The following is a 24,415-nucleotide window of genomic DNA, read 5'->3' as shown; positions in this document are numbered from 1 at the left end:
TCGTACCAGGTCTCTGATATCTTACGCATACTTTCATTAATACTATGCGCAATGTTATGTCAGGTCAAAGTAGCAACGACGACATTTATCTTTTCATTATGCGTCACGGTGAAGCGGAAGCGCCCAGACTCGATGATAAAAGCAGGCAGCTTACTCCGTTAGGGAGAGAGCAGGCGAAATCAGCAGCTTTATGGTTAAGAGATCAATATTGTGAAAAAGGTGTTGTAGACCTTGCACTTGTTAGCCCCTATCGCAGGGCCAAGCAAACACATGATATGGTATCGCTAGACATCATTGCAGACAAAGTAGAAAGTTATGAGGATATTGTTCCAGATGGTTCTCCTCGACTTGTCAGTGATTATATTGACGCTCTTCTGCACGCTGCAGTTAACTCGAAAAAGCCCATCAAAAAGCTATTGGTGGTAAGTCACATGCCTTTAGTGAGCTATTTAGTTGACGAACTCTGCGATTCTTACACAACCAGTTTATTCTCTACAGCTTCAATTGCCGTTATAAAGTATTCGCTGCGTGAACATAAAGGTACCCTGGTCACACATTATCAGGGCTTGTAATTTATCAATGCGGATTGGTACTAAAAGATAAGAATTGCTCAAATAATAGTTAAGGTTCTTTTCATCCGGTCGATAGTATCTTTGAGAGTGTCAAAGTTTATTCTATTGAAGGGTTGGGAAATGGACAGCAAATCTATTCCTGAGCTCCTTAAGCGTTCATTGCAATCGCATATGGCGGAGGCGGATTTACGTGAAGATGAGGAGACGCAGGATATTATTGCCAAATTATCTGTGTTATCAGATAAAGTTGCTGAAGCGAAGGCTAGGGCACTGGCAAACCGAGCGCAGCGCCTAGCTGAGCAAGCAAAAGGGTAGTGATCTTAGTGGAAAGCGCTAGTGGTCATTACCAGATTCTTTGGGCGCAATATAATATTCCGGCATAACTCTGACCGTTTTTATCATGCTCTCTGATATGTCTACAATTTCCAACGGATAGCCGGCTAACCTTACGCTCACCTTATTTTCAGGAATATCCTCAAGATACTCAAGTAATAGTCCATTTAATGTCTTAGGACCTTCAGTGGGTAAATTCCAGTTCATTTCTCTGTTTAATTCACGAACGTTGGCACTACCGTCAACTAAAACTGAACCATCTTGCTGTACGTGGGCTTCTTTACTGTGGTCGGGAACCATGCTTGTAGTAAAATCACCGATGATTTCTTCCAGAATATCCTCAAGCGTTACCAGCCCCATAATGTCGCCGTACTCATCGACGACGAGAGCAATGCGCTCTTTTTCTGCCTGAAATTTATACATCAAAGTATGCAGTGGCGTCGATTCTGGCGTGAAGTAAATCTCACGAACCGCACGAAGCAAACTTGATTTAGTGAATTGGTCTTTCGAAAGCAGACGCAGTGCGTCTCGCACATGAACAAAGCCCACCGCATCGTCAACACTGTCGCGATATAACAAAACTCGTGTGTGCTGCGCATGGGTTAATGCTTTTTGGATTTTTTTCCAGTCATCATTAATGTCAATGGCAAAAATTTCTGCTCGCGGAACCATAATGTCTTCAGCGGTAACGCTCTCTAAGTCTAGAATGCTAACTAGCATGTCCTGGTGACGCTTGGGGATCATCGCACCCGCTTCGAAAACCACTGTTCTTAATTCTTCTCTGCTTAGCGAATCATCGCTACCACTCGCAGGGCTAATTCTTAGAAGCGCAAGGATACCGTTGGTAATTCCGTTGATTGCGGCGACGAAAGGGTAGAGCAGTTTTAGCAGCGGGAGCAAAATAATAGAGCTAGGGAAGGCTACTTTCTCTGGATAAAGCGCTGCCAGTGTTTTAGGCGTGACTTCCGCAAAAATGAGCAACACCAAGGTTAAGCCAAATGTAGCCGCAAACAAGCCCCAATAATCACCAAATAGTCGAATACATAGAATTGTTGCCAAAGACGATGCAGCAATATTAACCAGGTTATTGCCGATAAGGATAAGACCTATCAAGCGGTCAGGTCGGTCGAGAAGCTTAGCAACTCGTATAGCAGAACGGTTGCCTTCGCTCTGCAAGTGCTTGAGCCGATATCGATTTATCGACATCATGCCAGTTTCAGAACTAGAAAAATACGCGGATAATAATATGAGTACGCCGAGCGCGATAAACAGCGTACTCGTTGATATGTCGTCCAATTAATGGGTTCCTGTCTAATCTTAGGATTCAAATGTATTGATTTGATGCCTTGGTTTCAAGGGGAAATTGTTGATATTCCCCTAAATATGTAGAAAACGAAAGGCACCAGCACTAACGGCTCAAAAATTCAATCAAAGCAAGTTAGCTGTGTGCTGGGTGAAATGCGTGCAAAGCGTATGAGTTCACAAAAGAAACTCGCGGACCAATTTACTACCAAAGTAAGCAAGGGATAAAAGAGATACCCCAAGTACTGTCATAACGATGACTTGACGCCCACGCCATCCCCGTACTTTTTGACCTATTAAGAGTATCAGGAAAACCACAAGTGCCGCCGCAGATAAAACGGTTTTGTGAGCGTAGGTTTTGTTAAACATATCATCTAAAAAAACAAAACCACTGATAAGCGAAACCGTTAAAAGCGATGTGCCTGCCAATAGAAGCTTAAATAAAATGTTTTCCACCAGCATCAAAGGGGGAAGTGAAGAATGCAGAAGCGCGGCGCCTTTTTGTTTTAGCCGATAGGTTATATAAGACATTTGTAGCGCATATAAAAATGCAATGGCCAAAGTGCAATAAGCAAACAGAGATAGGCTGATGTGGATAACCAAACCGGGCTGAAGCTCTATATGCATGATATACGATACTGGGATAAACTTTGACGCCAGTACAGTAAGGCTCGCAAAACCAAAAACAACGGGAAGCAAAATCAAGTTGGGTATAGCACGAGCAAAAACGAGCATAGACACGGTAATAATCCATGAAACCAATGAAAGCACATTGGTAACACTCATATCCTGTCCGGGAGCAAGAATGATAACGTTAATCAGAAAAGCAATATGCGCAATTGCCCCTACACTTGCAAAGGACAATCCCAAACGTTTATTAGGTCCATCTTGATGTACAAATTTGCCAATAAGCACTGCAGCAGCAAGGGCATAGAGTAAAGCAGCGGATATGGCGAAAAGGGTGTTCATGGTGCTTCCTGTAATGCGTAGGTGACGAGTTCACCGACTGAGTCGGTATTGATACTGCAACTTGCAAGTAAATTCAACCATCTCCTTGATTTTGTTTATTTCACACCCACTTTGTCCCTGACTATATAACCGACATAAATGTTTGAAAATTTAACCGCAATTGTGGGTACGTTCATATTCCCTTTTACGATACAATGCAGGCATTACGTCTGAAATAAAAAGAAGTTTCATACTATGTTTGAGAATTTATCAGAACGCTTAGGCCAGACATTACGAAATGTCAGTGGTAAGGGGCGTCTTACTGAAGACAATATTAAAGAAACGCTGCGTGAAGTGCGTATGGCACTGCTTGAGGCCGACGTTGCGCTACCTGTGGTAAAAGCGTTTGTTGGTCAAGTTAAAGAGCGTGCAGTTGGTACCGAAGTCACCAAAAGCCTGAAACCTGGCCAGGTGTTTATCAAGATAGTTCAGTCTGAACTAGAGTCGGTGATGGGGGAAGCTAACGAAAAGCTTAACCTCGCCACGCAACCTCCTGCCGTTGTGCTTATGGCTGGTCTGCAAGGGGCGGGTAAAACTACTTCTGTAGGTAAACTTGCCAAATATCTGACTGAGCGTGAGAAAAAGAAAGTCATGGTCGTGAGTGCCGATGTTTATCGTCCGGCCGCCATTAAACAGCTTGAAACGCTAGCAAGTGAAGTGAACGTTGCTTTCCACCCGTCTACAATTCTACAAAAGCCCATTGATATCGTTAATGATGCAATAAGCGAAGCAAAGAAAAATTTCTTTGATGTGTTGCTCGTGGATACAGCGGGTCGTTTGCATGTCGATAACGACATGATGGACGAGATTAAAGAGCTTCACGCTGCGATTAAGCCAATTGAAACCTTGTTTGTGGTTGATGCCATGACAGGTCAAGACGCAGCCAATACCGCTAAAGCCTTTAATGATGCACTTCCTTTAACCGGCGTTATTCTTACCAAAGCAGATGGTGATGCTCGCGGTGGTGCAGCGCTATCCGTGCGTCATATTACAGGTAAGCCCATTAAGTTTATCGGTATGGGTGAAAAAGTCGACGCGCTTGAGCCCTTCCACCCTGAACGTATTGCATCTCGCATCTTGGGAATGGGCGATGTTTTAAGCCTTATCGAAGAAGTTGAGCGAAAGGTTGATAAGTCTAAAGCTGAGAAGCTGGCTAAGAAGGTACAGAAAGGTAAAGGTTTTGACCTTCAAGACTTTAAAGATCAGCTTGAGCAAATGAAAAACATGGGCGGCATGATGGGCATGCTTGACAAGCTGCCCGGCATGGGCGGTATGTCTGACAAAATTAAAGATCAGGCAAACGACAAGCAGTTCAATCAAATGGAAGCCATCATTAACTCAATGACACCTGCTGAACGCGCGCGTCCTGAAATTATTAAAGGTTCTCGCAAGCGTCGTATAGCGGCGGGTTCTGGCACCCAAATTCAAGACGTGAATCGCTTACTAAAGCAGTTTACCCAAATGCAAAAGATGATGAAAAAAATGTCTGGCGGCGGTATGAAGAAAATGATGCGCCAGATGAAAGGCATGATGCCTCCGGGCGGTGGTGGTTTTGGCGGCCCAGGAGGACCAGGTGGGTTCGGCGGTGGCGGCTTCGGTGGAGGCGGTGGCTTCCCGCCACGGTAAAGAGCTACCTCTTCATTTTAAGATGTTTAAAAACCTCAATTGCAGCAATGCGTTGAGGTTTTTTTATTTTTTTGCATCCACTATTAATCATCAAACGTTTGGCTTGTTGAACAGGACGTGAGCAGTACCTATCGCACTCGCTGCCGATACGCGACGTCTCTTCACTAGACAACAAGTATGGAGATGATGATGGAACTTAATAAAACATCACAACAAAAATTAAAATTATCGTTATTAGCTACCGCTATGGTTTTCGCATTGAGTGCCTGTGACGGTGACGACGGTTCTGATGGATTGAACGGTGCCGCTGGTCAAGACGGCGCACCCGGTCAAGACGGCGCACCAGGCCAAGACGGCGCACCCGGTCAAGACGGCGCACCAGGCCAAGACGGCGCTCCAGGCTTTGCAGCTGGCAAGTTTTTGGTTGCCAACAATGGCGATGCTAATAGAAACACGGTGACAGTCGTCGATCAAAATGCCAACCCACTCAGTATCGTAACAACTGGTGCAAATGAAGGTATCGTGTTTACTGAAGGCGGCGCGTTGGTTCAAGCTGGTGACAGTGATTTACCTTTATTGAGAACGCTGTGTAATTTTGATACTCAAACGAATTATATGATGAGTACTGGTAAGGAAATAACCGGTACTTCAACAGGCTTAGTTAACCCCAAAGGAATCACTTTTGCTGAAGATGCTGGCTTAGTGATGGTTGCTGATTTCAACGGCCAAAAGGTAAGTGTTTTCGGTGGTCAGGCAGCGGGAGATGCTGCTCCTGTTGCTGAAATAATGGTGTCGGCAAAACCATGGGACCTCGCCTATGATGAGCAAAACGACAGATTATTCGTGGCATTGACTGATGGTACATTGGCAGTGTACGACAATGTCGCTGGCTCGGGGTTTGCGCCCACCGTAATGCGTTCAGTCGTACCATCTGATGCTGATGGAAATCAAATATCGATAAACCTTCACGGTATTGCCTACGAGCCGATGTCTAATCGCATGGTGTTGTCAGATGTGGGTGATGCTGCGGTTGCAGATGATGGTCAAATTTTTGTATTGGACAATGTTTCTTCTGCAGATGGAGCGGTTGTGCCAACGAGAGTGATTGGCGGAGCGTCGACTCAGCTTGGTAACCCGGTAGATATTATTCTTACGGGATCTGACCTCCGTGTGGCGGAAAAATCAAACGACGCCATTCTTGTGTTCTCAAATATCTTCAACGGCGAGAGCGGTGATATCGAACCTACATTATCTACGCCTTCTATAAAACCAGAGTCTGTAGCCGAGTTTAAAGAATTAGAAGCGATGAAAGACGCGTCTGACAATGGCATAACTACCACGCCTATCATGGGACTGTCTGTATCAAGCAACCCGTCGAGTGAGAGCGCAACAACAGGGCAAGTAGCACAATATAGCGCTGTATTATCCAGCGAGTTAAGTACCTTTGATGCGGGTATAAGCATTGAGAGTGCTGCCTTTACCGCAAGTGGCGATGGTGTTATCACCTTTGATAATGTGGATACGTCAACAGGTGGATTGCTTGTAATTAATCGCCTTAAAACCATGCGTGACGGCATGATGTATAGCGATAGCTATGACCATATGATTGTAGGCAGTGAAACAGGGCTTGTTGCGCCTAAAGGCTTAGATATTTCTTCACAAGATGGGGTTGTATTTGTTGCCGATGTGAACGAAGCAACGCCAGCTGTGCGCGTCTTTTCGCCGTGTGCTTCTGGCAACATTGCGCCTCTATTGACGCTTGAAGCCGCTAATGGGGCTCGCCCTTGGGATGTAGATTATGACCCAGCGACGGACAGTGCGTATTTAGCACTAACAAATGGTTCGGTTGCGGTATTTGAAGAAGTTGTCCGAAGAATGGAGAGCGGTGAAACCGTCATTACCGGTGAAGATAGACTGATTGTGCCTGCAAGTGGTGGTTCAGCTTTTTCCGCCCCCACTAACCTTCACGGTATTGACTATGACAGCCAAAGCGACAGCCTTGTTATCTCCGATGTGGGTAGTGCAGCGGATGCCACCGATGGTAAGCTTTACGTGATAGCTGGCGCGGGTCGTGCCGATGGCTTAACTGATGTGTCGGTGAATATTGCCGGTCCGAATTCAATGTTGGGTAACCCAGTGGACTTAATGCTTAGCAACGGTCACGTATACGTTGCTGAAAAATCAAATGGCATGATCCTTCGTTTCGATAACATTCTAAATTCAGCATCGGGTGATATTGCACCGACCTTTAGCATGATGTACCCCGCGCCTGAATCGGTACAAGTGTTGCCGGTACAGTAAATTAAAGCAAGTCGTGGCGGTAGAGACTGTTTAGCAAACGTTTCTACCGCCGTCCTCACTGAGGCAAACCGATAGCATAGAGAAGTGGTACGTTATACGTAGCGAAAGTGTGCCGCGTTCATTATTAGCCCTCATTTTGGGGCCATTTCTCTACTCATTACAAAATCCACAAACTTCATGCGACCCTCTTGCTCTCGTGATTTGTTTAGCCAGCGACAGAACGCTAAATACCCCATTTTAAGGCGAATAGAGTCTTCATCCGCAACACCCCGCCACCTGTCGATATCAAGCTTGTTAATAATTACCAACGCTACGTCGAGTATCTCAACCAAAGAGAATCGATTTACTTCAAAAAGTGTTCCAGAAACTTCATCACAATAGCGCGCTTTATAACCAACAAATCAACCTGCGTCTGTGCAAATTAGCGAATTCATAATACACTGACGGGCTACATCGTACGCGTGTACTTGCTGTGATATAAGCATGCAGTTTTTAGCCTTTTTTGGGCATACGCAAGCGAGTACCGTTTAGTGCTGCGTGGCATTTCGCGTGGCAGAGTTATTGATACAGGAACACTATGGCAGGCTTAAAACGTATTATTCTTATCGACACGCATTTACCAGGCGTGGTCGAGCTAAAGCTTGATGGACACACCAATATTTGTGGTACCAATGCGTCGGGTAAAACTACACTACAGCGACTGATCCCTGTCTTTTACGGCGAATATCCCAGTCGCGTTGTGCCCGCCACCAGAGACAGTTTTGAACGTTGGTATCTACCTCGCCTGTCTAGCTTTATTATTTACGAATACACCCGCGCCGAGGGTGACCTTTGCCAAGCTGTATTAAGTTCTAACGGTACCGGAGTAAACTACCGGTTAATTGGAAAACCGTTTGATATCAACGACTATCTGATAGAGCAAAAGAGCGGTAAACACGCAAGCGTTAGCAGTGCCGAGCTTGCCCGCGCCATGAAGCGTAACAACGTCATGGTAACCAGCTTGCTTAATACCAAAGACTTCCGCGCAATTATTCAAAACGATCATGGCGTGCTAAACCAAAGCAACAACGCTCGCGAACTATTGGGTTACGCCAAAATCTTTAGCCTGTGCGAGCCGTCAAAGCACATGCGTCATATCGAGAAGTTGGCAAAAGCGGTTCACTCCAAAGAAGGCAAGATGGAAACTATCAAAGCCATGATAGCGGCTATCTTGGAAGAGGATGGCGTTACACCACCGACTTCAGGCCTGAGTCGCCACCGCGTAGATGACTGGATCAAAGAGTGTCACTTAATTAAGCAGTTCGATAAAATTCGCCCAGAGTTTTCTAAACTTGAACAGGCTGACATGGCTCTGACAAGCACAGAGCAAGTGCTTGCTAACCTGAAACATAGTTTTGAACTTGATAAAACTTATTTAGCTGCACGTGTTGAAACCACAAAAAATGAGCTTGATGAAAACAGCTTTCAACGCAAGCAAACTGACAGTGAGTGGGGGGATACCCGTGATCACTTGAACCAGGTTATTTCGTCTGCCCGCGCCGATGTTGAAAAGTTCACGAGTGAATTGGATACAGTAGAGCGTGAATTCGATAAATGGCAAGACGAGAACATTGAACAGCTGAAAGAAGACGTGGCAAATCTAGCCCAATGGCAAAATGAAAAAGCCATGGCCGACAGTCGCTATGTTTTGCTAACCGAAAAACACCAAGATATTGAATCTGCATACAACAAGCGCTTAGCTGAACTAGGCGAGAAGCTCTCAATCACGTTGGAAGAAATGTCGGCTGCACGACAAGAAGCCGCTGAGAATAAAGCGCAGCAGCAGCAAAACGAGCGTGAAGCATTAAGCCGTATTCAAGGCGATTATAATGGTCAGCTCAGTGCGCTACAGAATGATTACCAAACTAGTTTAAATGAGCTGAAAGTAGCAGAAGCCGAGCTTAAGGCTTCGCTTAGCAATGCGGGCTACAACGAGTTTGAGCAATCTCAGTTAGATATTCTTGATGCGGCCATAAAAGAAGCATCGATTAATGAAGATGCGGCGCGCGGTGAATTAAGACAAGCTCAGCAGGCCCACAGCAAGTCAGTAGAGTTTCGCAAAGAGTGTTCAAGCGCGTTGGATAAAGCGCGTAATGCTTTTCAGCAAGAAGAAAAAGCCGTTAATAAAATTAATGCGCTTTTATACCCCGGCGAAGGGTCGCTACTTGAATTCCTGCGCGCTAATGTTGACGACTGGGAGTTGTCGCTTGGAAAAGTCATTCGACCAGAATTATTAGATCGTACCGATTTGGCGCCTACCATGGTGACAGACTCGGCGGGCGTTAGCGACATATTCAATGGTGTTAAATTAGCGCTCACTGAGCTTGATACACCTGATTATGCCTTTACCGAGCAAGCGCTTAAGCAGCAGCTACACGAAGCGGAAGTGCGTCAGGCTGCGGCACACGCAGCACAAAACGAATGTGAGCAGCGTCTTGCAAAAGCAAACGAAGACGTGCGCAACGCAGAACTCGTGGTTACGCAAAAAGATAACACAGTAAAAAGCGCAGAAGCGACGCGCAAACGTGCACAGCAAGACCGAGACACAGTACTCAGTGAATATCAGCAGGCCTTATCTGCCCGTAAGCAAAAAGCAAAAACTAAGCTGGAAGCCAATCAGCAGTCTCAAAAGCAAGCAAAGGCACAGTTTGAGCTGAGTCGAGATGAGATAAAAGATCAGCAGCGCGAAGCGGAAACCGAACACAAATTCCATTGGCAACAGCTTATTGCTGATAGCGAAGCGAGGATTTCCCAAGCCGATAACGATATGCGCAAAGCGAAAGAGAGCGCGGCGCAAGACCGTAAGAATATGCAAGACTGGCTGGAAAGTGAGTTAAGCAATCGCGGTGTAGACGTAGATGAAATAGGCCAGCTTAAAAAGCAAATCAATAAGCTGAAAGAAGATATCACGCGCACTGAAACCCATCGACATAAAGTGGCTGACTACGAACGCTGGTATTCCAATGTATTCACGAAACAAAAGGTTGTATGGCAGGAAGGCTTATCTAAAGCGCGCAAGCTACTCGGTGAATCCGAAAGAAGCTTGGCGAGTAAGCAGGCAACCTACAAGACGGCAAGAGAACAGCTTCAAGAACAGCATGTGCAATTAGAAGCAACGCTTAAAACCGCCAGCGACCACCTGGAGCAGGTTAAAACATTAAGTAAATCGCTAGCTAAGCTAACGCTGCATGCTGGGGATGAGACTGCTGAGATTAAACACGATGACGTGAGTATCAGTCAGCGTATTTCAGAAGTGCAAAGTCAGCTTCAAGAGCGAGAAAACTTGCTCAGCGATATTCGTGCTTACGTAGAAAGGTTTGATCAGTTGATTGCCGCGCAAGCGGGTACAGGTTTATCAGACACGTGGGAACGCGCTCGAGAGGAATGCGCCACAATTAACGCTCACGGCGTGAAGAGCTTTGATCACCGCCGTATGGTGTCGCATTTGGCACAGCTTCTCAATGTCATCGTTCCACAGAAGCTGCAGGGCTTGCGTGAGCAAGGGCGTATTTTCGGGGCTGACCTTTCACAGTACTATTTTGTTCTTGCAGATATCGATAAGCGCATTGTGTCGCAGAGTCGTCGAATTACCCAAGAGGTCGATGGCGATTTATCGTTGGACGGGGTGTCAGACTCTGCTGTCAAAATCCGTTCTCGTATCAGCGAACTTGAATTCTGGCCTGAGCTGGAGCAGTTTAGGAAGCTTTACGAGCATTGGATGGAAGAGGGCGCAAATGAGCTACCGGAGGAAGAATACGGTCAAAGTATGCGCCGGGTCCTCGATATTCTGGGCCGTGCTGCGCTTACTGGCGGCATCAGCAAGCTTCTTGATATCGAGCTTCATTTGCGTGAAGGTAACAGTGACCTCGTCATTCGTACTGACCGACAGCTCAATGAGTCATCAAGCCACGGTATGGCCTACCTTATTCTGTGTAAATTCCTATTAGCTTTCACCCGCCTTCTTCGTGGCGATGCTGATGCTACCGTGCATTGGCCTATTGATGAATTAGGCACACTTCACCAAAACAACGTGAAGAAAATTTTTGAGGCATGCCAGAACAATAATATTAGCGTTGTCGGCGCGTTTCCTAACCCTGAGTCGGAAGTATTAACGCTGTTTGAAAATCGCTATCTAATCGATAAAGTCACTCGCCAACTGCAGGTCGTTCAGCCAAAAGCAAGCTCGATAGGGGCGCGTATAAAATTAAAAAAAGAAGCACTAAAAGACGATGAAGTAGCGGGTAAGGAGACATCAGCATGATGACAGAAAAAGGCCGTGTACTAAGTGCACTTTTACAAGGCGCGTTTATTTGTCAGGTGACCGACGAGGAAGCGTGGCGCTTTCTTAAATCAAGAGACAATGCCGCACAGTTAGCGCCGCACTTAGCACTGTTGAACCGCACATTATCAACTACCGCAGAAGGGGATGTATTTTTTGCAAGCTACCTCACCATAGGTGAGAGCGAGCGCAAAGTGCTCACTCAGCAGTTTCAAGATACGGCGTCTAATTTAGTTCCTTTAGTTGAATGGTTGTTACTCGTACAGCAAGCGAACGAATCTGACATGCCCATTACCATGGGAAGCGCCATCCGTTTAAATGAACTGCAAACGACCATTGAAGACACACCGGCCTATGCGGAGCAGCTAGAAAAAATATCGCGTTACCGCATGTTCGGCTCTACCAGTGTGAATTTAGATGGTCAGCTTAAGCAGGTATTTAAACGCTTAACCGAAATGGGCTATTTGATTAAGCCAAATCCAGACAAACAGATTTATTTAGGCACGGGTAAAATTGAACACTTGTACGAGATGCTTCGCTTTATTGATGAAACTGAAGCGTTAAGTTTATCCGAGCAGGCGGAGGCCGCCATTTCGCAAGGTAGCTTAATATGAGCCAAGTGTTAATTCAGGCGGGTACCAAACTGTTAAATGCGCTGGGTCGTCACAGTGACCTTATCATGCAAGCGTATGTAAACGGTTCGGTTAGAGAGCGCGATCACAGCCCAAAAGTGCTTGAGCAGTTGGTGCAGCTCGGCGTGTTATGGCGCCCAGAAGCACAAAGTGAACTTCGCCTAAAAAGCGCGGTAAGAACACTTTTAGAAGGCAGTTTACAAGACGAACGCAACCGCACCATTAATGCTAATATTGGTGCGTTGTTGGCAAGTCTTAAAACCTTAACCGAGCACTACAAAGAGGCGCTTCATTACGGTAAATACAACGAAGCCGCCGCCCATATGGGCGATTTGACTGAGCACGTTTACCAGCTCTCAGAATCCTTAAGTAACAGTGTACGTGTCATGTTCGGTCGTATTAATAATGAATTCGGCTATGTGTCTTCCGTTGAAGCTAAAATTCGTGAAAACGAACTAGCACAAGGGCAGGTCACAGACTTATTAGCACAACTTGAGTGTTTTCGTTTCGATGAATTAAGTGAGTTGGCGGGCTCTAACCGTGAACTTCGTCATTTATTGGTGGTGTCGCTGCAGCAGCGTTTTGCCAAAGCTGCGCAGGAGTTATCGGTAGTACAAGCTCGCTTGCTAGATCTGCTTGGTAGATTCAGAGAGTTCCAAGGTCGTACTCGCTTACTCAAGGGATTTTTGCTTCATATGGAGCAGCAGCCTGATTTTGCGCCTGGCAACTATGCCAACCTTACCAACGTTCCCGTATTGTTCAACCAGTCAGATTCCATCATTTCAAATGCTGCCCCCGACGTGAATAACGTAGAACATGAAGCAGACTATCAGCATATAGTCGGTTCGTTGACTCACATTCACAAACGTCAGTCCAAGCACGAAGAAACTAAACCGGTCGATATTGAAGTCACGGAACAATCAACGTTGTCATTAGAAAGCGATCCGCTACAGCAGGCAGTAGAAGCGTATTTCTGTGAGGTCATTGACTCAGGTCAGCCAAAGACAGCGCTGAATTACTATGAAGAGCACGATTTAGACTTCGATCCCGAAGTATGGATTTATCAAGTCATTGGTGGATATCAAGCGCTAACCAGTGAAGACAAGCAATTTTTCGCACTAGAGTCTCATGGCCAAAATGATGCGGTTTACACGGGAAATTTTTATATTAATGACATCACACTAGGACTAAGATAGTGCTAGTGTGATGTCAATATGAAGTGCGCCTAGCGATAGACTTTAACGTCTGCTGGGCGTTTATCTTTCCACCTAATCACCACATCAAGGTCCGACAGGGCCATGGTTAATGTCTATGCCCCAAGTTTCTCCAATAATCATACCGTCAAAAAAGTTCTTACTTTTTTACGATGTACAATACTTGGAACCTGTGTAAAAGCACCTATAATACAGTAAGTGTTTACACTTATTTAACATGCTGAACTAAAAGCTTCATTGCAGAGTAACATTACGGTCAATTCATTGGTCTAGGTTACTAAAGCAAGTGATTCGTTATCGCGCTATCGTTGCGCGTAGTATCAAAATCAGTGACGTAAACGCAAAACTATCGCTACTGCAGGATGCAGTACATGTTGTGGTACTGCCGCGTACAGTACGAAGAGGAAGAGTGTTATGCAATTATCAGAACAACAAAGCTTTAATCAGGCCCTAATCAAATTATCAGTATTACTTTATCAAGTTGACGGTATGGTAACGCTGTCTGAACAGGATTATCTTAGCTCAATGGTAGAATCGCTCGATTGGCAGAGCCCAATATGCCGCGAAGCGTTTTTAAACGACACTATCTATCAAACTCGAAAGGCTATCGACACGGGCGATGCAATTACTTTTTTACGCAGTCTAAAGAATGACTTGTCATTTGATGCTGAAAAAACATTAGAAGTTGCGATGGCGATAACCGGTGTAGACGGGGAGCGTAGTGAAGAAGAAACGGAACTGCTCTCGCTTCTTACCCATAAGTTATTGGCTAAAGCACTAGTTTCAGGAAAAGATACCCTTCAATAATTCAAGGTATCGAATATAGACCTATAAATAATGTCAAACCTTGTAATTAAAGCGGCATTTACATGTGCCGCTTCACTGTCGCTTTTAATGTTGAGCGGCTGTCATTCTTCACACAGTTCTCAATTCAGTGCCAGCGAAAAACAGTTTCCTGTTGGGATTCAGCCTTTTAGCGCTTACTTAGAAGAAGTTGAAGCTTACCTTTACCAGCATAGAGCGTTCATTTCTGACGATAAAGCAAAAGAAGTCACCATGAATATGCCGTTTGAATGCGGCTCTCAGTACACCGAGAAAGGGCTACTACTTGTTCATGGATTAGGTGATTCTCCGTTTTTCTTTCGAGACATCGCCAGCGCTTTGTGTCGGGAGGGGGTTCATGTCAGAACTATCTTATTGCCGGGTCATGGCTCTAAACCTGGAGACATGCTAAATGTCAGCTATCAGCAATGGCAAAAGGAAACAAATCATCACATCAAGCTGTTTTCTAGCGAAGTCGATAACCTTTACCTGGGTGGTTTTTCGACAGGAGCAAACTTAACCGCCATCACCAGTTTTACGATGGCCGATCAACTCGACATAAAAGGGCTTGTACACTTTTCTCCAGCATACAAATCTCGCTTTTTTGTCTCTCGTTTAGCGCCTTACATTGACTCACTGTTTCCGTGGCCTAATGTTGAAGAGGAGGATAATCCAAGCCGATATAATTCCACCGCTATGCCGGGCTTTGCAGCCTACCAAGAAAGCGTTAATGCGCTTCAAGATTTGTTTTCTGCATCAGCAAGCAAACAAAGTAAATTGAATTTGCCCGTTTTCATGGTTGTTGCAGAAAAAGACAGCGTTGTTGATACGCTAACCATTGCTCAGCAATTTAAGGACAATTTCATTCACCCAAAAAAGTGTTTAGTGTGGCAGGGGGAAAGTGAGCCTGACATACCTTCAAATTCGCTTATCGTTCAAACGATGAAATTACCAGAGCAGCGCATTAGCGCGGCATCTCACATGAGTACGCTTTTCTCTTCTGACAACTCACTATATGGCACGCAAAGTGATTTTCGAATTTGTGACAATGGTCAAAGCGACGAAAAAGAATCACGCTGTATCGCGGGAGAGGAGGTTTGGTTTGGGCCTTGGGGTTATGAGCCTACAGAGAAAGAGAAGCCTCACGTTTACGCAAGGCTAACCTACAACCCTTATTTCGAAAAGATAGTAGACCAGTTAACTGCATTTATCGGAAAAGATGAGGCCGCAGCTTTCTGCAAAAGCGAGTGAACAATTGCTTACATAGCGAACCTAAACTATCACCTGAATGCAAATTGGCGAGCGCGTCTTTTACCGACAGGATAACAGTTTAGGTTTACTTTCTATAAAACGCTCAAACACTCGCCAACTAGGCGCTATGTACCTGAGCATCTTCCATTTCTTTCTCTAATTTTGCACTTTCATCTGCACGGGGTTTGGTAAAGCGAGCTAAGGCTAAGTAAAGTACAGGGGTTAGATAAAGCGTAAATACTACGGCAATACCTAAACCACCAAATACCACCCATCCTATCGCGTTGCGGGCTTCTGCACCTGCACCAGTCGAGAGTATAAGCGGTAGACCACCGAGAATGGTCGACACCAGTGTCATCATAATGGGACGTAAACGCACTTTACCGGCCTCGACTATCGCATCGTAAACATCAAACCCTTTGTCACGAAGCTGGTCGGCAAACTCAATAAGAAGGATCGCGTTTTTGGCTAGCAAACCAATCAGCATCACTAGGCCTATCTGCGAATAAATATTAATGCTTGTGCCCGTTAAAAACAGGGCATACACAGCCGCTGCTATTCCAAAAGGAACGGTGAGCATTACCACAACTGCGCTATTTACGCTTTCAAACTGTGCGGCAAGTACCAACAGAACGATAACAAATGCCAATATATAGGTAAGCGCGACTTGTTTAGAGGTTTCTTCAAAAGTCTGCGCCTCGCCTAAAAATACCAGGCCTATACCATCTGGCAGAGTATCAAGACCTAGCGTTCGAATTTTTTCAACGACGTCACTTAGCGCTACATCCTCAGGAAGTTCCATTTCAATCTTTATCGCTCGCCTTTGCGCCTGACGTTCTAACTCAGCGGCCACACCTTCTTCGCTTATGAATGCAACGCTGGAGAGAGGGACTAGGTTACCGTCATTACTTTTTACGTACAGACTGGTAAGTTCGGAAGGGTCAAGGGTACTCCGGTTGTTGGTTTGCAGCATAATTGGAATGGCTTGATCGCCCACGTTTAAATCAGCAATATCATCGCCATTAACCGCAGCACGAAGGGTGCTTGCAATATCAGTAAGCGGTACACCTAGCTCTTCAGCACGGCGTCTGTCAATATTTACACGCATTTGCGGCTGCGTGGGGTCGTAGCTTATACGAGGCCTGCCTAACTCAGGCAGCGTTTCTTCAAGCTGGCGGGAAAAGCGTTGTGCAGCACTAAAGATATTTTCATAGGTGTCACCGGTAAGCGCTATTTCAAGACCGCCGCCTTGTCCACGAAGGTTCAAGCTATTTCCGCCAAAGGCATTACCTGGCGCTCCCGGGATCTGTTGAAGTTTTGGACGGATTTCATTCACCACATCTTGAAGGGATTTGTCTCGTTCATCCCAATGCTTAAGCGGTGCAGTGATGAAAACAATGTTTGGATCCCAAGAACCCACCACAGTGTAAATAGAGTCTATCGTGCCGTTTTCCACATAAGGCATGAGTAGCTCTTCCATTTTCTCTGCTTGTCTGTCCATAAAGTTCAGGCCAGCTCCATCGGGACCTCGGGCAAAAATGCGTATAGTGCCTCTGTCTTCACTAGGCAGAAGCTCATTGTCGATATTTTGGGCCAAAATATAAGCACCACCGCCAGCCGCTAAGCTTAAAATGCCCACAACCCAGCCATACTTTAGTGCTTTTAGAAGTGAGGCTTGATAAAGACGTAAACAGGCATGACCAAATTTGCCAAAGGTTTTACTGAACAAACCATCTTTACTGGCTGGTTTTACTTTTAATCGAGCAGTTAATGCGGGAACGAGGGATAGTGCAACAAAAGATGAGATGACTACCGCGCCTGCAAGTACACCGCCGAACTCCCTAAATAATCGCCCTGCGGTAGAGGGTAAAAATGCAATAGGAATAAATACGGAGGCCAGTACTGCTGTTGTGGCGACCACGGCAAAAAACACTTCTCTTGTGCCAACCACGGCAGCAGCACGAGCGCCAAGCCCCATGCTGCGACGTCGCTGAATATTCTCAGAAACCACGATCGCATCGTCAACTATCATGCCTGTTGCCAGCACGAGCGCAAGAAGGGTAAGGATATTAATAGAAAAACCCATACCCCATATAATCGCAAGGGCACCTGCCAGCGATACGGGAATAGACAGCGCAGGTACGATGGTTGCGCGCCATGAGCCTATAAACACCAGTAGCGTAACTATCACAAGCGCTACGGTAAGACTCAGTGATATCACCACCTCTTTAACTGAGTCTCGAATAAACTCAGCATCGTCAGCGGTCACCACAATATTCATATCTGTAAAACGCTTGTCGAGATCAGCGACCATCGCCAGCACTTCGTCCGAAATTTCGATGGTATTTGAGCTGGCTTGACGGATAACGCCTACGCCAATTACAGGTGTGCCGTCTAGACGGACCACGCTGGTGGTGTCAGCCGGGCCGAAAAATACACTGGCTACGTCGTTAATTCGTATATCACCTGTGACCACAATATTGCCAACGTCTTCAGCTGAGACAGATGTGGCGTCAGCGCGAACGATTAATGCTTGTTCCGCCGATTGTATGCTTCCTGCTGGCACATCAAAGGGCGCCAGTGATAACGCATCGGCAATGTCACTCATTGATAAACCAAAACTAGTGAGGCGTAGTGGGTCAACTGAAACGCGCAGTACGCGCTCTCTATCGCCATTTAAGGTTACATCAGCAACGCCGGGAATGCTTAAAAACAGTGGTGCGACGTCAGTATCAACCCGTTCAGTAAGGGTTTCCATATCCAGCGTATCGCTTGATATGGCCAAGCTCACCACCGCTTGTGCGTCGCTGTCAGCGCGAATAATCGCCACTTGCTCAACGTCATCAGGAAGCTGTCTTTGTACGCGGCTTACCGATTCACGTACTTCGTTCGCAGCATCCTCTAAGTTGACACCTGGGCGAAACTCTACGCGTACCCGTGCTGAGTTTTCTTCGCTTTGTGCATAAATATCTTTTACGCCACTCACTCGGGCAACCGCACCTTCGAGGCGGCCTGTTACTTCGGCATCAACGGTTTCTGGTGACGCGCCAGGAAACTGAGCGGTTACAGTAACGCGGGGCGTGTCTACGTCAGGAAGTTCACGGACTTCAAGGCCACTTAATGCAGCAAGACCAGCAATGGCAATGAGTAAATTCAATACAACAATGAGAACAGGGCGTCGTATTGATAGAGAGGGTAAATCGTTCACAGAAGACGCTAGATTAGGATCACTCACCTTGAGGCCCTCCGGCCAGTTCAGTTGTAATTTCCTGACCAGTACGCAAACGTTGTACACCTTCTGCAATCAGTTTGTCGCCCTCTTTAATCTCACCAGAAACTAAAATGGTGCCTCTTAGTCTTTGATGAACGCTCACATCAACTCGCTTGGCTTTTCCGTCTTCAGCAAGCCAGATGTAAGCGCCAGTCGCACCCCAAAGCAGTGCAGCTTCTGGAATAGCGGCAAAACGGTCGCCTTCGATACTCAAATTAACGCGAAAACTCATACCTGGACGGAATTGATCTGATGAATTGTCAAGCAGCGCTCGCGCGCGAAGGGTTCGATCTGCTTCGTTTATACGAGAATCAACCTGCGCTATTTCAGCTTTTACTCGCGTTTCTTTATCGCTCCAAGGCTCTAGGGTAACATTAGGGGCGTTGAGCAGCACTGGCAATGCGGCTTCAGGCGCTTTGAAGTTAATGAAAAGTTTGCTTCGGTTATCTAGCGTAGTGATGATCGTTTGCTCGTTTATGCGATCGCCCACCTCAACATCAGTTATCCCAACAACACCATCAAACGGGGCAATAATATGCCTGTCGTCTAAATCTGCTTGGGCTTCTTCTAATGCAACTTCGGCAAGGTCCCGCTGTGTGCGAGCTAAGTCTAATTCACTGATAGGCACTGCGCCTTGTTTATAACTAGACGCCAGTCTTTCTACAGTGCGCTGTGCGTCTTCTAAATTGAGTCTAGCGCGTTTAAGCGCAGTTTGTTGGCGTCTGTCATCAAGGCGAACAAGTACCTTACCTTTTTCAACCGATTGGCCAGGGACAAAATTGATTTCTGTGACCTCGTCAGAAACGGCCGGGTACAAGATGATGGAGCGCACGGCCTCAGCGCTACCAACGGCCTCTACTTTTCGCGTTTCGTTCATAAATTCGATAGGCTTGGTGACGACAAGTTTAGCTTGTCTGTCGCCCATGAATTGAGCGTTAGCAACTGGTATTGTAATAAGAAAAAGAGCACAAAGACCTGTCCATGTCTGCAGTGCACCATATACTGAATTTTTCATTTTAAACCCGTAGCGCTATTGAACTTGCGGTTCTTCGTTGTCTTTTTTACAGCAAGCTCTTTGTTGTTGTTTTTCCAAACTGCCTAATTATTAGACTTTTGGTTAACCTCATATTTGTACCGTATAGCACCATAGGCGGTTCAGCTAAGCAATTGCAGTTCAGCGTATTCCCTATACAAGGTATCGCTTTTCATCAACGAAGCATGATCTCCGCTGCCCACCACGTTTCCTTTGTCCATTACTATTATGCGATCTGCATGCTGCACGGTAGCTAGCCTGTGGGCAATAACAATGCTAGTTTTGCCTACCATCAATCTGTCTATAGCTTGCTGAACCATACGTTCGCTCATCGCATCAAGCGCACTTGTGGCCTCATCAAGAAGTAAGATAGGTCTGTCCGCTAAGATGGCGCGGGCAATGGCAATGCGTTGTTTTTGACCGCCAGAGAGTTTTACGCCTCTTTCACCTAACTGAGTCTGGTAGCGCTCGTCTAGATTATCTATAAACTCGTGGGCGAACGCTTGTTTGGCGGCATTTATTACCGCTTCATCACTAGCCCCCGGGCTGCCATAACGAATGTTTTCTAAAACGGAGTCAGCGAATACCACAGGCTCTTGTGTGACCACAGCGATGTGCTGCCGTAGAATGTCTACGGGCATTTTGTTGATTGGCACGTCGTTAAATAAAATTTTCCCTGCGCTTGGGTCGTAAAAACGCATTAATAATTGAAACAGCGTGGTTTTACCGGCTCCACTTGCTCCGACTAGCGCAAGGCGCTCACCGGCTTTTATATCAATAGTTAAATTATTGAATAAAGGCTTGCTGTTGGGATAAGCAAAGCTGACATTTTCTATTTGTATGTGAGGTGCTGCTTTTGAAATTGGCGCGTTGTAGTTAGCATCTTTTGATTCTGAATTAAAAGGTGAAGATGGCTTAGAACCAAGCTTCACGCGCGCAAACGCAGACTTTATAGCGGGCTCAGTGTTTAATAACTCGTACAAGCGCTCACTCGCGCCTACGCCACGCTGCACTTCACCAATAACTTCGCTAATAGTAGCTACACTGCCGCCGGCCATCACGGCATAAAATAAAAACGCTGACAGTTCGCCAACCGTCATGGTGCCGTTGAGCACTTGTCTAGCACCAACCCAAGCGATGAAAATAATAGCTGTCATACTAATGCACATAATACAGCCGATAAGTAGCGACCGATAATGAATACGCTTTTTGGCTACGTCCATGGCTAGCTCGACTTTTCTTGAAAAGTGCATTCGCTCAGCATTCTCAGCAGTGTAGGCCTGCACTGTCATTATCTCGTGTAGGCTTTCATCGATACGCGCGCCCAAATCTGCCACTTTATCTTGGCTTTCTTTCGCATAGCGACGCACTTGCGGCGCTAGCACTTTTATAGGCACTAAAACTGCGGGCACCGCAACGATCACGCAGAACGTTAATAATGGGCTTGATAGGGTCATGAGCGCTAGAGCGCCAACAAAAGTTACAACGGAGCGCAGAGTCATTGACAGACTCATACCCACTACAGTTTGAATGATGGTCGTATCGCTGGTGAATCGAGAAATAACTTCGCCTGTTCTAAGCTCTGCGAAAAACGAAGGGGGGAGAGACAGCAGATGCGCATAAACCTGATTTCTAATATCTGCACTTACACGTTCGCCAAGCCATGTCATTAAATAAAATCGAGCGTAAGTAGCCAAGCAGGCCAATAGGGTAATTCCCAATACAAGTACCGTTGCCTTGTTTAAGGTGTCGGCAGCATTCTCAATAAAACCACTGTCAATGGCATACTTAATGCCCTGACCAAGTAAAAGCCAAGCGATAGCAGCAGTAAAAAGCGCAATGACTGCGCCCGTAACTCGCGATTTGTAATGAAGTAAATGAAAACCAATCCACTGTAAAACTTGTTTCGTCGATACGGTTGCTAGCGGTGTTGTCAAAATTACCTCTTTAAATGGGGGACTTTCTGATAGCGTTGTTGAGAAAACGCTAATTAACATACGTGATTTGATTATACGGCAAAGCACGAGCATTGGACGTAAGCAATGCGATTACAGTGGCAGTATTTACGCTGGGATGAAGCAGTAAAACATTAAAGTGATAACGCTACACATATCTAGCGTTAACTCTTGCGAAGTATTTACGTGTTAAGGTTCGGCAGCGACAAGTAGAAATAACCGTGAGGAAAGGTAAGAGAAAGATAGCGAAGAAGCTAAAGTATTGGAAGAGGCGATGACGCAAGTGTAACCCTGCGTCTTCTTTAGCTATTATCGAAAAATGTACGTACTTTTAAACAGTGCCTTCTTTGCATTGTTCAAGGCGTAAATCACCCACTGATTTTGGGTATTCAACTCGTGTTGTTACGATTTCCGATACTGGAATGCCAGAGTCCGTTTCTTGCAGCCAAACTTTCATGTCGCGATTGTCGCGGGTCTGGTTAAGGGAGTAACGCTTACCGCCTTCTAAATTTACATCGAGTCGAACAATAGCTTCGCGCATGTTGTCTACGGGAAGATCAGCATTCACAACCATGGCGCGAACAAATAGAACATGCTCTCCCTCTTCCACGTCCCGCAGCGCTGATGCACTTGTTGGACGCTGATTAAGACACATCAGTTTTACGTACTCTCGCTTGTTGTCAAAAGCTTCGCCGCGATTAGCGAAAAAATCTATACGTGCTTCATTAGGTTGAACGTTAGCTTGTTGGTTAATAACATCTGAAACAGACGTACAAGCGAAAAGAGGAGCAATCGCAGTAGCGAGTAGAAGCGATGGTAATTTCATTTGAATAGTCCTTCTCCGTGAAACATACACTGATGCCTTCAATAAACAAAAGCCTCAGTTAAAAATAAACACATCCTGAGTTGCCATCCTTTGAACTGCATATGGCTGTTCAATTCGCACAATAAAACAGTGCACTATTAACAATACACCAGAATCATATGTTTTACAGAAATTTACGATGGATAGGTTAGTTGTGAACCCGTTTCAGCGTCAATACCACGCCAATGAATAAAGGTTTAACTAAACAACGGATAAATCTGGTTTTTACTTGCATTAAACAGTGATATCCGTATAATTCGGCGGCCTTCTAGCTGGCGTCTATTTTTTAGACGTTGTTTGAAGGTTTAAGTTAACGGTAACGCTACAACGAGTTTGAGGCATTTATGGTTACTATTCGTTTACAGCGTGGTGGCGCGAAAAAGCGTCCATTTTATCAACTAGTGGTGGCTGATAGCCGTCGTGCAAGAAACGGTCGTTTCATTGAAAACATCGGTTTCTTCAATCCAACTGCACAAGGTCAAGCGGAACGTCTTCGCGTAGATCTAGAGCGTGTAGATTACTGGGTTGGCGTAGGCGCGAGCTTATCAGATCGCGTTTCTAGCTTGGTAAAAGAAGCGAAAAAATCTGCAGCGTAAGCTGTTATTAACTGGTGGTATAGATGAGTCTAGCGTCTGACAAAGTGATTGTTGGCAAAATTGGCGCACCGTATGGTGTTAAAGGTTGGGTCAAAATCAACAGCTATACAGAAACGCCAGAAGGTATATTTGAGTACGCGCCATGGTTTCTTGGCGAAGAAAAAGAATACCAAATTGACCAGTGGCGACCGCACGGTAAAAGCCTCGTTGCAAAAATTGTGGGCGTTGATAGTCGAGATGATGCCGAGGGCATCAAAAACTTGGATATCAACATAAATGCTTCACAGCTGCCTGATTTAGGTGACGAAGGGATTTATTGGCGTGAGCTCACCGGCATGAAAGTGGTAACAACGCAAGGTTACGACTTAGGTGTGGTGAAAGAGGTATTTAATACAGGTGCTAACGACGTGATCCACGTTAAAGCAAATGTAGGCGATGCTTTTGGTCAAAAAGAAAGACTAGTGCCTTTTGTGTTCGACGATGTCGTACAAGAGGTAGATAAGGAAGCGAAGGTCATTAAAGTTGACTGGGACCCGGGGTTTTAAGTGACTCCGGAAAAGTGGTTCGGCGTTGTTAGCCTGTTTCCAGATATGTTTGCCCCATTTACCCAGCAGGGTGTTATAGGTCGAGCAGTTAAATCTGGGACCTTATCGGTTGACACCTTCAACCCCCGTGACTTTACACATGATCGCCATCGTACAGTAGACGACCGCCCCTACGGAGGCGGACCCGGTATGCTTATGATGGTAAAACCGCTAACTGACGCAATACAAGCCGCCAAGAAAGTGGGCGGCGAAAAAAGTAAGGTGATCTACTTATCACCACAAGGGAAACCCCTTGACCAGGCAGGCGTACAGCGCCTTGCTAACATCGACCGCACAATTTTAATTTGCGGCCGGTATGAAGGCATCGACGAGCGGGTAATCGAAAGCCATGTAGATGAAGAAGTGTCTATAGGTGATTACGTGTTAAGCGGCGGTGAATTACCAGCAATGGTCCTTATGGACGCAGTTGCACGGTTAGTTCCCGGTGTGTTGGGGCATAAAGCTTCAGCAGTTGAAGATTCTTTCACTGACGGTCTTTTGGATTGTCCGCACTATACGCGGCCCGAAATACTTGATGGTCAAAAGGTTCCTGAGGTGTTGCTAAGTGGGGACCATGAAAAAATTAGGCAGTGGCGATTGATGCAATCATTAGGTAGAACCTGGCATCGTCGCCCTGATTTGTTAAATCACCTAGCTCTGACTGAGGAGCAGCAGCGTTTGCTTGAATTATTCCAAGCGCAACTGCAGCAAGATGACAGTTAACTAGGACGA

At 45.8% G+C, this 24,415-nt stretch carries 19 protein-coding genes; 12 read left to right on the top strand and 7 right to left on the bottom strand.

The genetic code is table 11. From position 1 onward, the window contains the following. The first annotated feature begins 56 nt into the window (after positions 1-56). Complete coding sequence (gene sixA, locus JC525_RS00420; protein ID WP_233094797.1) at positions 57-572, top strand: phosphohistidine phosphatase SixA; 516 nt, start codon at positions 57-59, stop codon at positions 570-572. A 120-nt stretch (positions 573-692) separates the two neighbouring features. Next, the gene (locus tag JC525_RS00415) at positions 693-887 is read left to right on the top strand and encodes a hypothetical protein (protein ID WP_198812977.1); all 195 of its coding nucleotides are present in this window, start codon (positions 693-695) and stop codon (positions 885-887) included. An 18-nt stretch (positions 888-905) separates the two neighbouring features. On the opposite strand, the gene JC525_RS00410 is transcribed toward JC525_RS00415, so the two are convergent. Both JC525_RS00410 and JC525_RS00405 read right to left on the bottom strand, forming a co-directional pair. Beyond that, positions 906-2,201 carry an HlyC/CorC family transporter gene (locus JC525_RS00410; protein WP_198812974.1) on the bottom strand — a complete coding sequence of 432 codons (1,296 nt, stop codon included), beginning with the start codon at positions 2,199-2,201 and terminating at the stop codon, positions 906-908. A gap of 183 nt (positions 2,202-2,384) precedes the next feature. Continuing rightward, complete coding sequence (locus JC525_RS00405) at positions 2,385-3,176, bottom strand: cytochrome C assembly family protein (protein WP_198812958.1); 792 nt, start codon at positions 3,174-3,176, stop codon at positions 2,385-2,387. 234 nt (positions 3,177-3,410) lie between these two features. Between JC525_RS00405 and ffh the strand changes: the two genes are divergently transcribed. Continuing rightward, the gene (ffh, locus tag JC525_RS00400) at positions 3,411-4,841 is read left to right on the top strand and encodes a signal recognition particle protein (protein WP_198812945.1); all 1,431 of its coding nucleotides are present in this window, start codon (positions 3,411-3,413) and stop codon (positions 4,839-4,841) included. Positions 4,842-5,030: 189 nt separating this feature from the next. Further along, the gene (locus JC525_RS00395) at positions 5,031-7,142 is read left to right on the top strand and encodes a hypothetical protein (protein ID WP_198812942.1); all 2,112 of its coding nucleotides are present in this window, start codon (positions 5,031-5,033) and stop codon (positions 7,140-7,142) included. Positions 7,143-7,273: 131 nt separating this feature from the next. Here the strand turns inward: JC525_RS00395 and JC525_RS00390 are convergent, their stop codons facing one another. Further along, on the bottom strand, positions 7,274-7,474 hold the full coding sequence (locus JC525_RS00390) for a hypothetical protein (RefSeq protein WP_198812939.1): 201 nt from the start codon (positions 7,472-7,474) through the stop codon (positions 7,274-7,276). Between the two features lie 245 nt (positions 7,475-7,719). Here JC525_RS00390 and JC525_RS00385 point away from each other — a divergent pair, with 245 nt between their 5' ends. From JC525_RS00385 to JC525_RS00365, 5 genes are all read left to right on the top strand, one after another. Next, on the top strand, positions 7,720-11,442 hold the full coding sequence (locus tag JC525_RS00385) for an ATP-binding protein (protein ID WP_198812936.1): 3,723 nt from the start codon (positions 7,720-7,722) through the stop codon (positions 11,440-11,442). After that, positions 11,439-12,074 carry a condensin complex protein MksE gene (locus tag JC525_RS00380; protein WP_198812933.1) on the top strand — a complete coding sequence of 212 codons (636 nt, stop codon included), beginning with the start codon at positions 11,439-11,441 and terminating at the stop codon, positions 12,072-12,074. Before JC525_RS00385 ends, JC525_RS00380 begins: the two co-directional genes overlap by 4 nt. Next, the gene (locus tag JC525_RS00375) at positions 12,071-13,288 is read left to right on the top strand and encodes a phosphoenolpyruvate carboxylase (protein WP_198812930.1); all 1,218 of its coding nucleotides are present in this window, start codon (positions 12,071-12,073) and stop codon (positions 13,286-13,288) included. The genes JC525_RS00380 and JC525_RS00375 overlap by 4 nt, the downstream gene beginning before the upstream one ends. Before the next feature lie 432 nt (positions 13,289-13,720). Next, the gene (locus tag JC525_RS00370) at positions 13,721-14,113 is read left to right on the top strand and encodes a TerB family tellurite resistance protein (RefSeq protein ID WP_198812927.1); all 393 of its coding nucleotides are present in this window, start codon (positions 13,721-13,723) and stop codon (positions 14,111-14,113) included. 30 nt (positions 14,114-14,143) lie between these two features. Next, positions 14,144-15,379 (top strand): alpha/beta hydrolase, encoded by a 1,236-nt coding sequence (locus JC525_RS00365; RefSeq protein WP_198812924.1) that lies wholly within the window; start codon positions 14,144-14,146, stop codon positions 15,377-15,379. A gap of 118 nt (positions 15,380-15,497) precedes the next feature. Here the strand turns inward: JC525_RS00365 and JC525_RS00360 are convergent, their stop codons facing one another. The 4 genes from JC525_RS00360 to JC525_RS00345 form a co-directional block, all read right to left on the bottom strand. Then, complete coding sequence (locus JC525_RS00360; protein WP_198812921.1) at positions 15,498-18,614, bottom strand: efflux RND transporter permease subunit; 3,117 nt, start codon at positions 18,612-18,614, stop codon at positions 15,498-15,500. Continuing rightward, entirely contained in the window at positions 18,607-19,665 is a 1,059-nt protein-coding gene (locus tag JC525_RS00355; RefSeq protein ID WP_198812918.1) for an efflux RND transporter periplasmic adaptor subunit, read from the bottom strand. The genes JC525_RS00360 and JC525_RS00355 overlap by 8 nt, the downstream gene beginning before the upstream one ends. A gap of 140 nt (positions 19,666-19,805) precedes the next feature. Continuing rightward, the gene (locus JC525_RS00350) at positions 19,806-21,620 is read right to left on the bottom strand and encodes an ABC transporter transmembrane domain-containing protein (RefSeq protein ID WP_198812915.1); all 1,815 of its coding nucleotides are present in this window, start codon (positions 21,618-21,620) and stop codon (positions 19,806-19,808) included. 349 nt (positions 21,621-21,969) lie between these two features. Then, positions 21,970-22,464 carry a hypothetical protein gene (locus JC525_RS00345; RefSeq protein ID WP_198812900.1) on the bottom strand — a complete coding sequence of 165 codons (495 nt, stop codon included), beginning with the start codon at positions 22,462-22,464 and terminating at the stop codon, positions 21,970-21,972. A 383-nt stretch (positions 22,465-22,847) separates the two neighbouring features. Here JC525_RS00345 and rpsP point away from each other — a divergent pair, with 383 nt between their 5' ends. The 3 genes from rpsP to trmD are packed head-to-tail and all read left to right on the top strand — an operon-like array spanning position 22,848 to position 24,406. Next, positions 22,848-23,099, top strand: a complete 252-nt coding sequence (gene rpsP, locus JC525_RS00340; RefSeq protein ID WP_105931878.1) for a 30S ribosomal protein S16 — start codon at positions 22,848-22,850, stop codon at positions 23,097-23,099. Positions 23,100-23,122: 23 nt separating this feature from the next. Further along, positions 23,123-23,644, top strand: coding sequence for a ribosome maturation factor RimM (gene rimM / locus JC525_RS00335; RefSeq protein WP_198812897.1), 522 nt, complete (start codon positions 23,123-23,125; stop codon positions 23,642-23,644). Continuing rightward, positions 23,645-24,406, top strand: coding sequence for a tRNA (guanosine(37)-N1)-methyltransferase TrmD (gene trmD, locus JC525_RS00330; RefSeq protein WP_198812894.1), 762 nt, complete (start codon positions 23,645-23,647; stop codon positions 24,404-24,406). It begins immediately after the preceding gene. The last annotated feature ends 9 nt before the right edge of the window (positions 24,407-24,415 follow it).

It is taken from the genome of Alteromonas sp. IB21 (assembly GCF_016405965.1).
GTDB lineage: Bacteria > Pseudomonadota > Gammaproteobacteria > Enterobacterales > Alteromonadaceae > Alteromonas.
The sequence above is the reverse complement of the archived record's forward strand: the minus strand, read 5'-3'. Positions and strand labels throughout refer to the sequence as shown.

Coding starts and splice junctions, on each gene's coding strand:
- sixA (WP_233094797.1), top strand. CDS start 57: ATGTCAGGTCAAAGTAGCAACGACGACATTTATCTTTTCATTATGCGT.
- JC525_RS00415 (WP_198812977.1), top strand. CDS start 693: ATGGACAGCAAATCTATTCCTGAGCTCCTTAAGCGTTCATTGCAATCG.
- JC525_RS00405 (WP_198812958.1), bottom strand. CDS start 3,176: ATGAACACCCTTTTCGCCATATCCGCTGCTTTACTCTATGCCCTTGCT.
- ffh (WP_198812945.1), top strand. CDS start 3,411: ATGTTTGAGAATTTATCAGAACGCTTAGGCCAGACATTACGAAATGTC.
- JC525_RS00395 (WP_198812942.1), top strand. CDS start 5,031: ATGGAACTTAATAAAACATCACAACAAAAATTAAAATTATCGTTATTA.
- JC525_RS00385 (WP_198812936.1), top strand. CDS start 7,720: ATGGCAGGCTTAAAACGTATTATTCTTATCGACACGCATTTACCAGGC.
- JC525_RS00380 (WP_198812933.1), top strand. CDS start 11,439: ATGATGACAGAAAAAGGCCGTGTACTAAGTGCACTTTTACAAGGCGCG.
- JC525_RS00375 (WP_198812930.1), top strand. CDS start 12,071: ATGAGCCAAGTGTTAATTCAGGCGGGTACCAAACTGTTAAATGCGCTG.
- JC525_RS00370 (WP_198812927.1), top strand. CDS start 13,721: ATGCAATTATCAGAACAACAAAGCTTTAATCAGGCCCTAATCAAATTA.
- JC525_RS00365 (WP_198812924.1), top strand. CDS start 14,144: ATGTCAAACCTTGTAATTAAAGCGGCATTTACATGTGCCGCTTCACTG.
- JC525_RS00355 (WP_198812918.1), bottom strand. CDS start 19,665: ATGAAAAATTCAGTATATGGTGCACTGCAGACATGGACAGGTCTTTGT.
- JC525_RS00345 (WP_198812900.1), bottom strand. CDS start 22,464: ATGAAATTACCATCGCTTCTACTCGCTACTGCGATTGCTCCTCTTTTC.
- rpsP (WP_105931878.1), top strand. CDS start 22,848: ATGGTTACTATTCGTTTACAGCGTGGTGGCGCGAAAAAGCGTCCATTT.
- rimM (WP_198812897.1), top strand. CDS start 23,123: ATGAGTCTAGCGTCTGACAAAGTGATTGTTGGCAAAATTGGCGCACCG.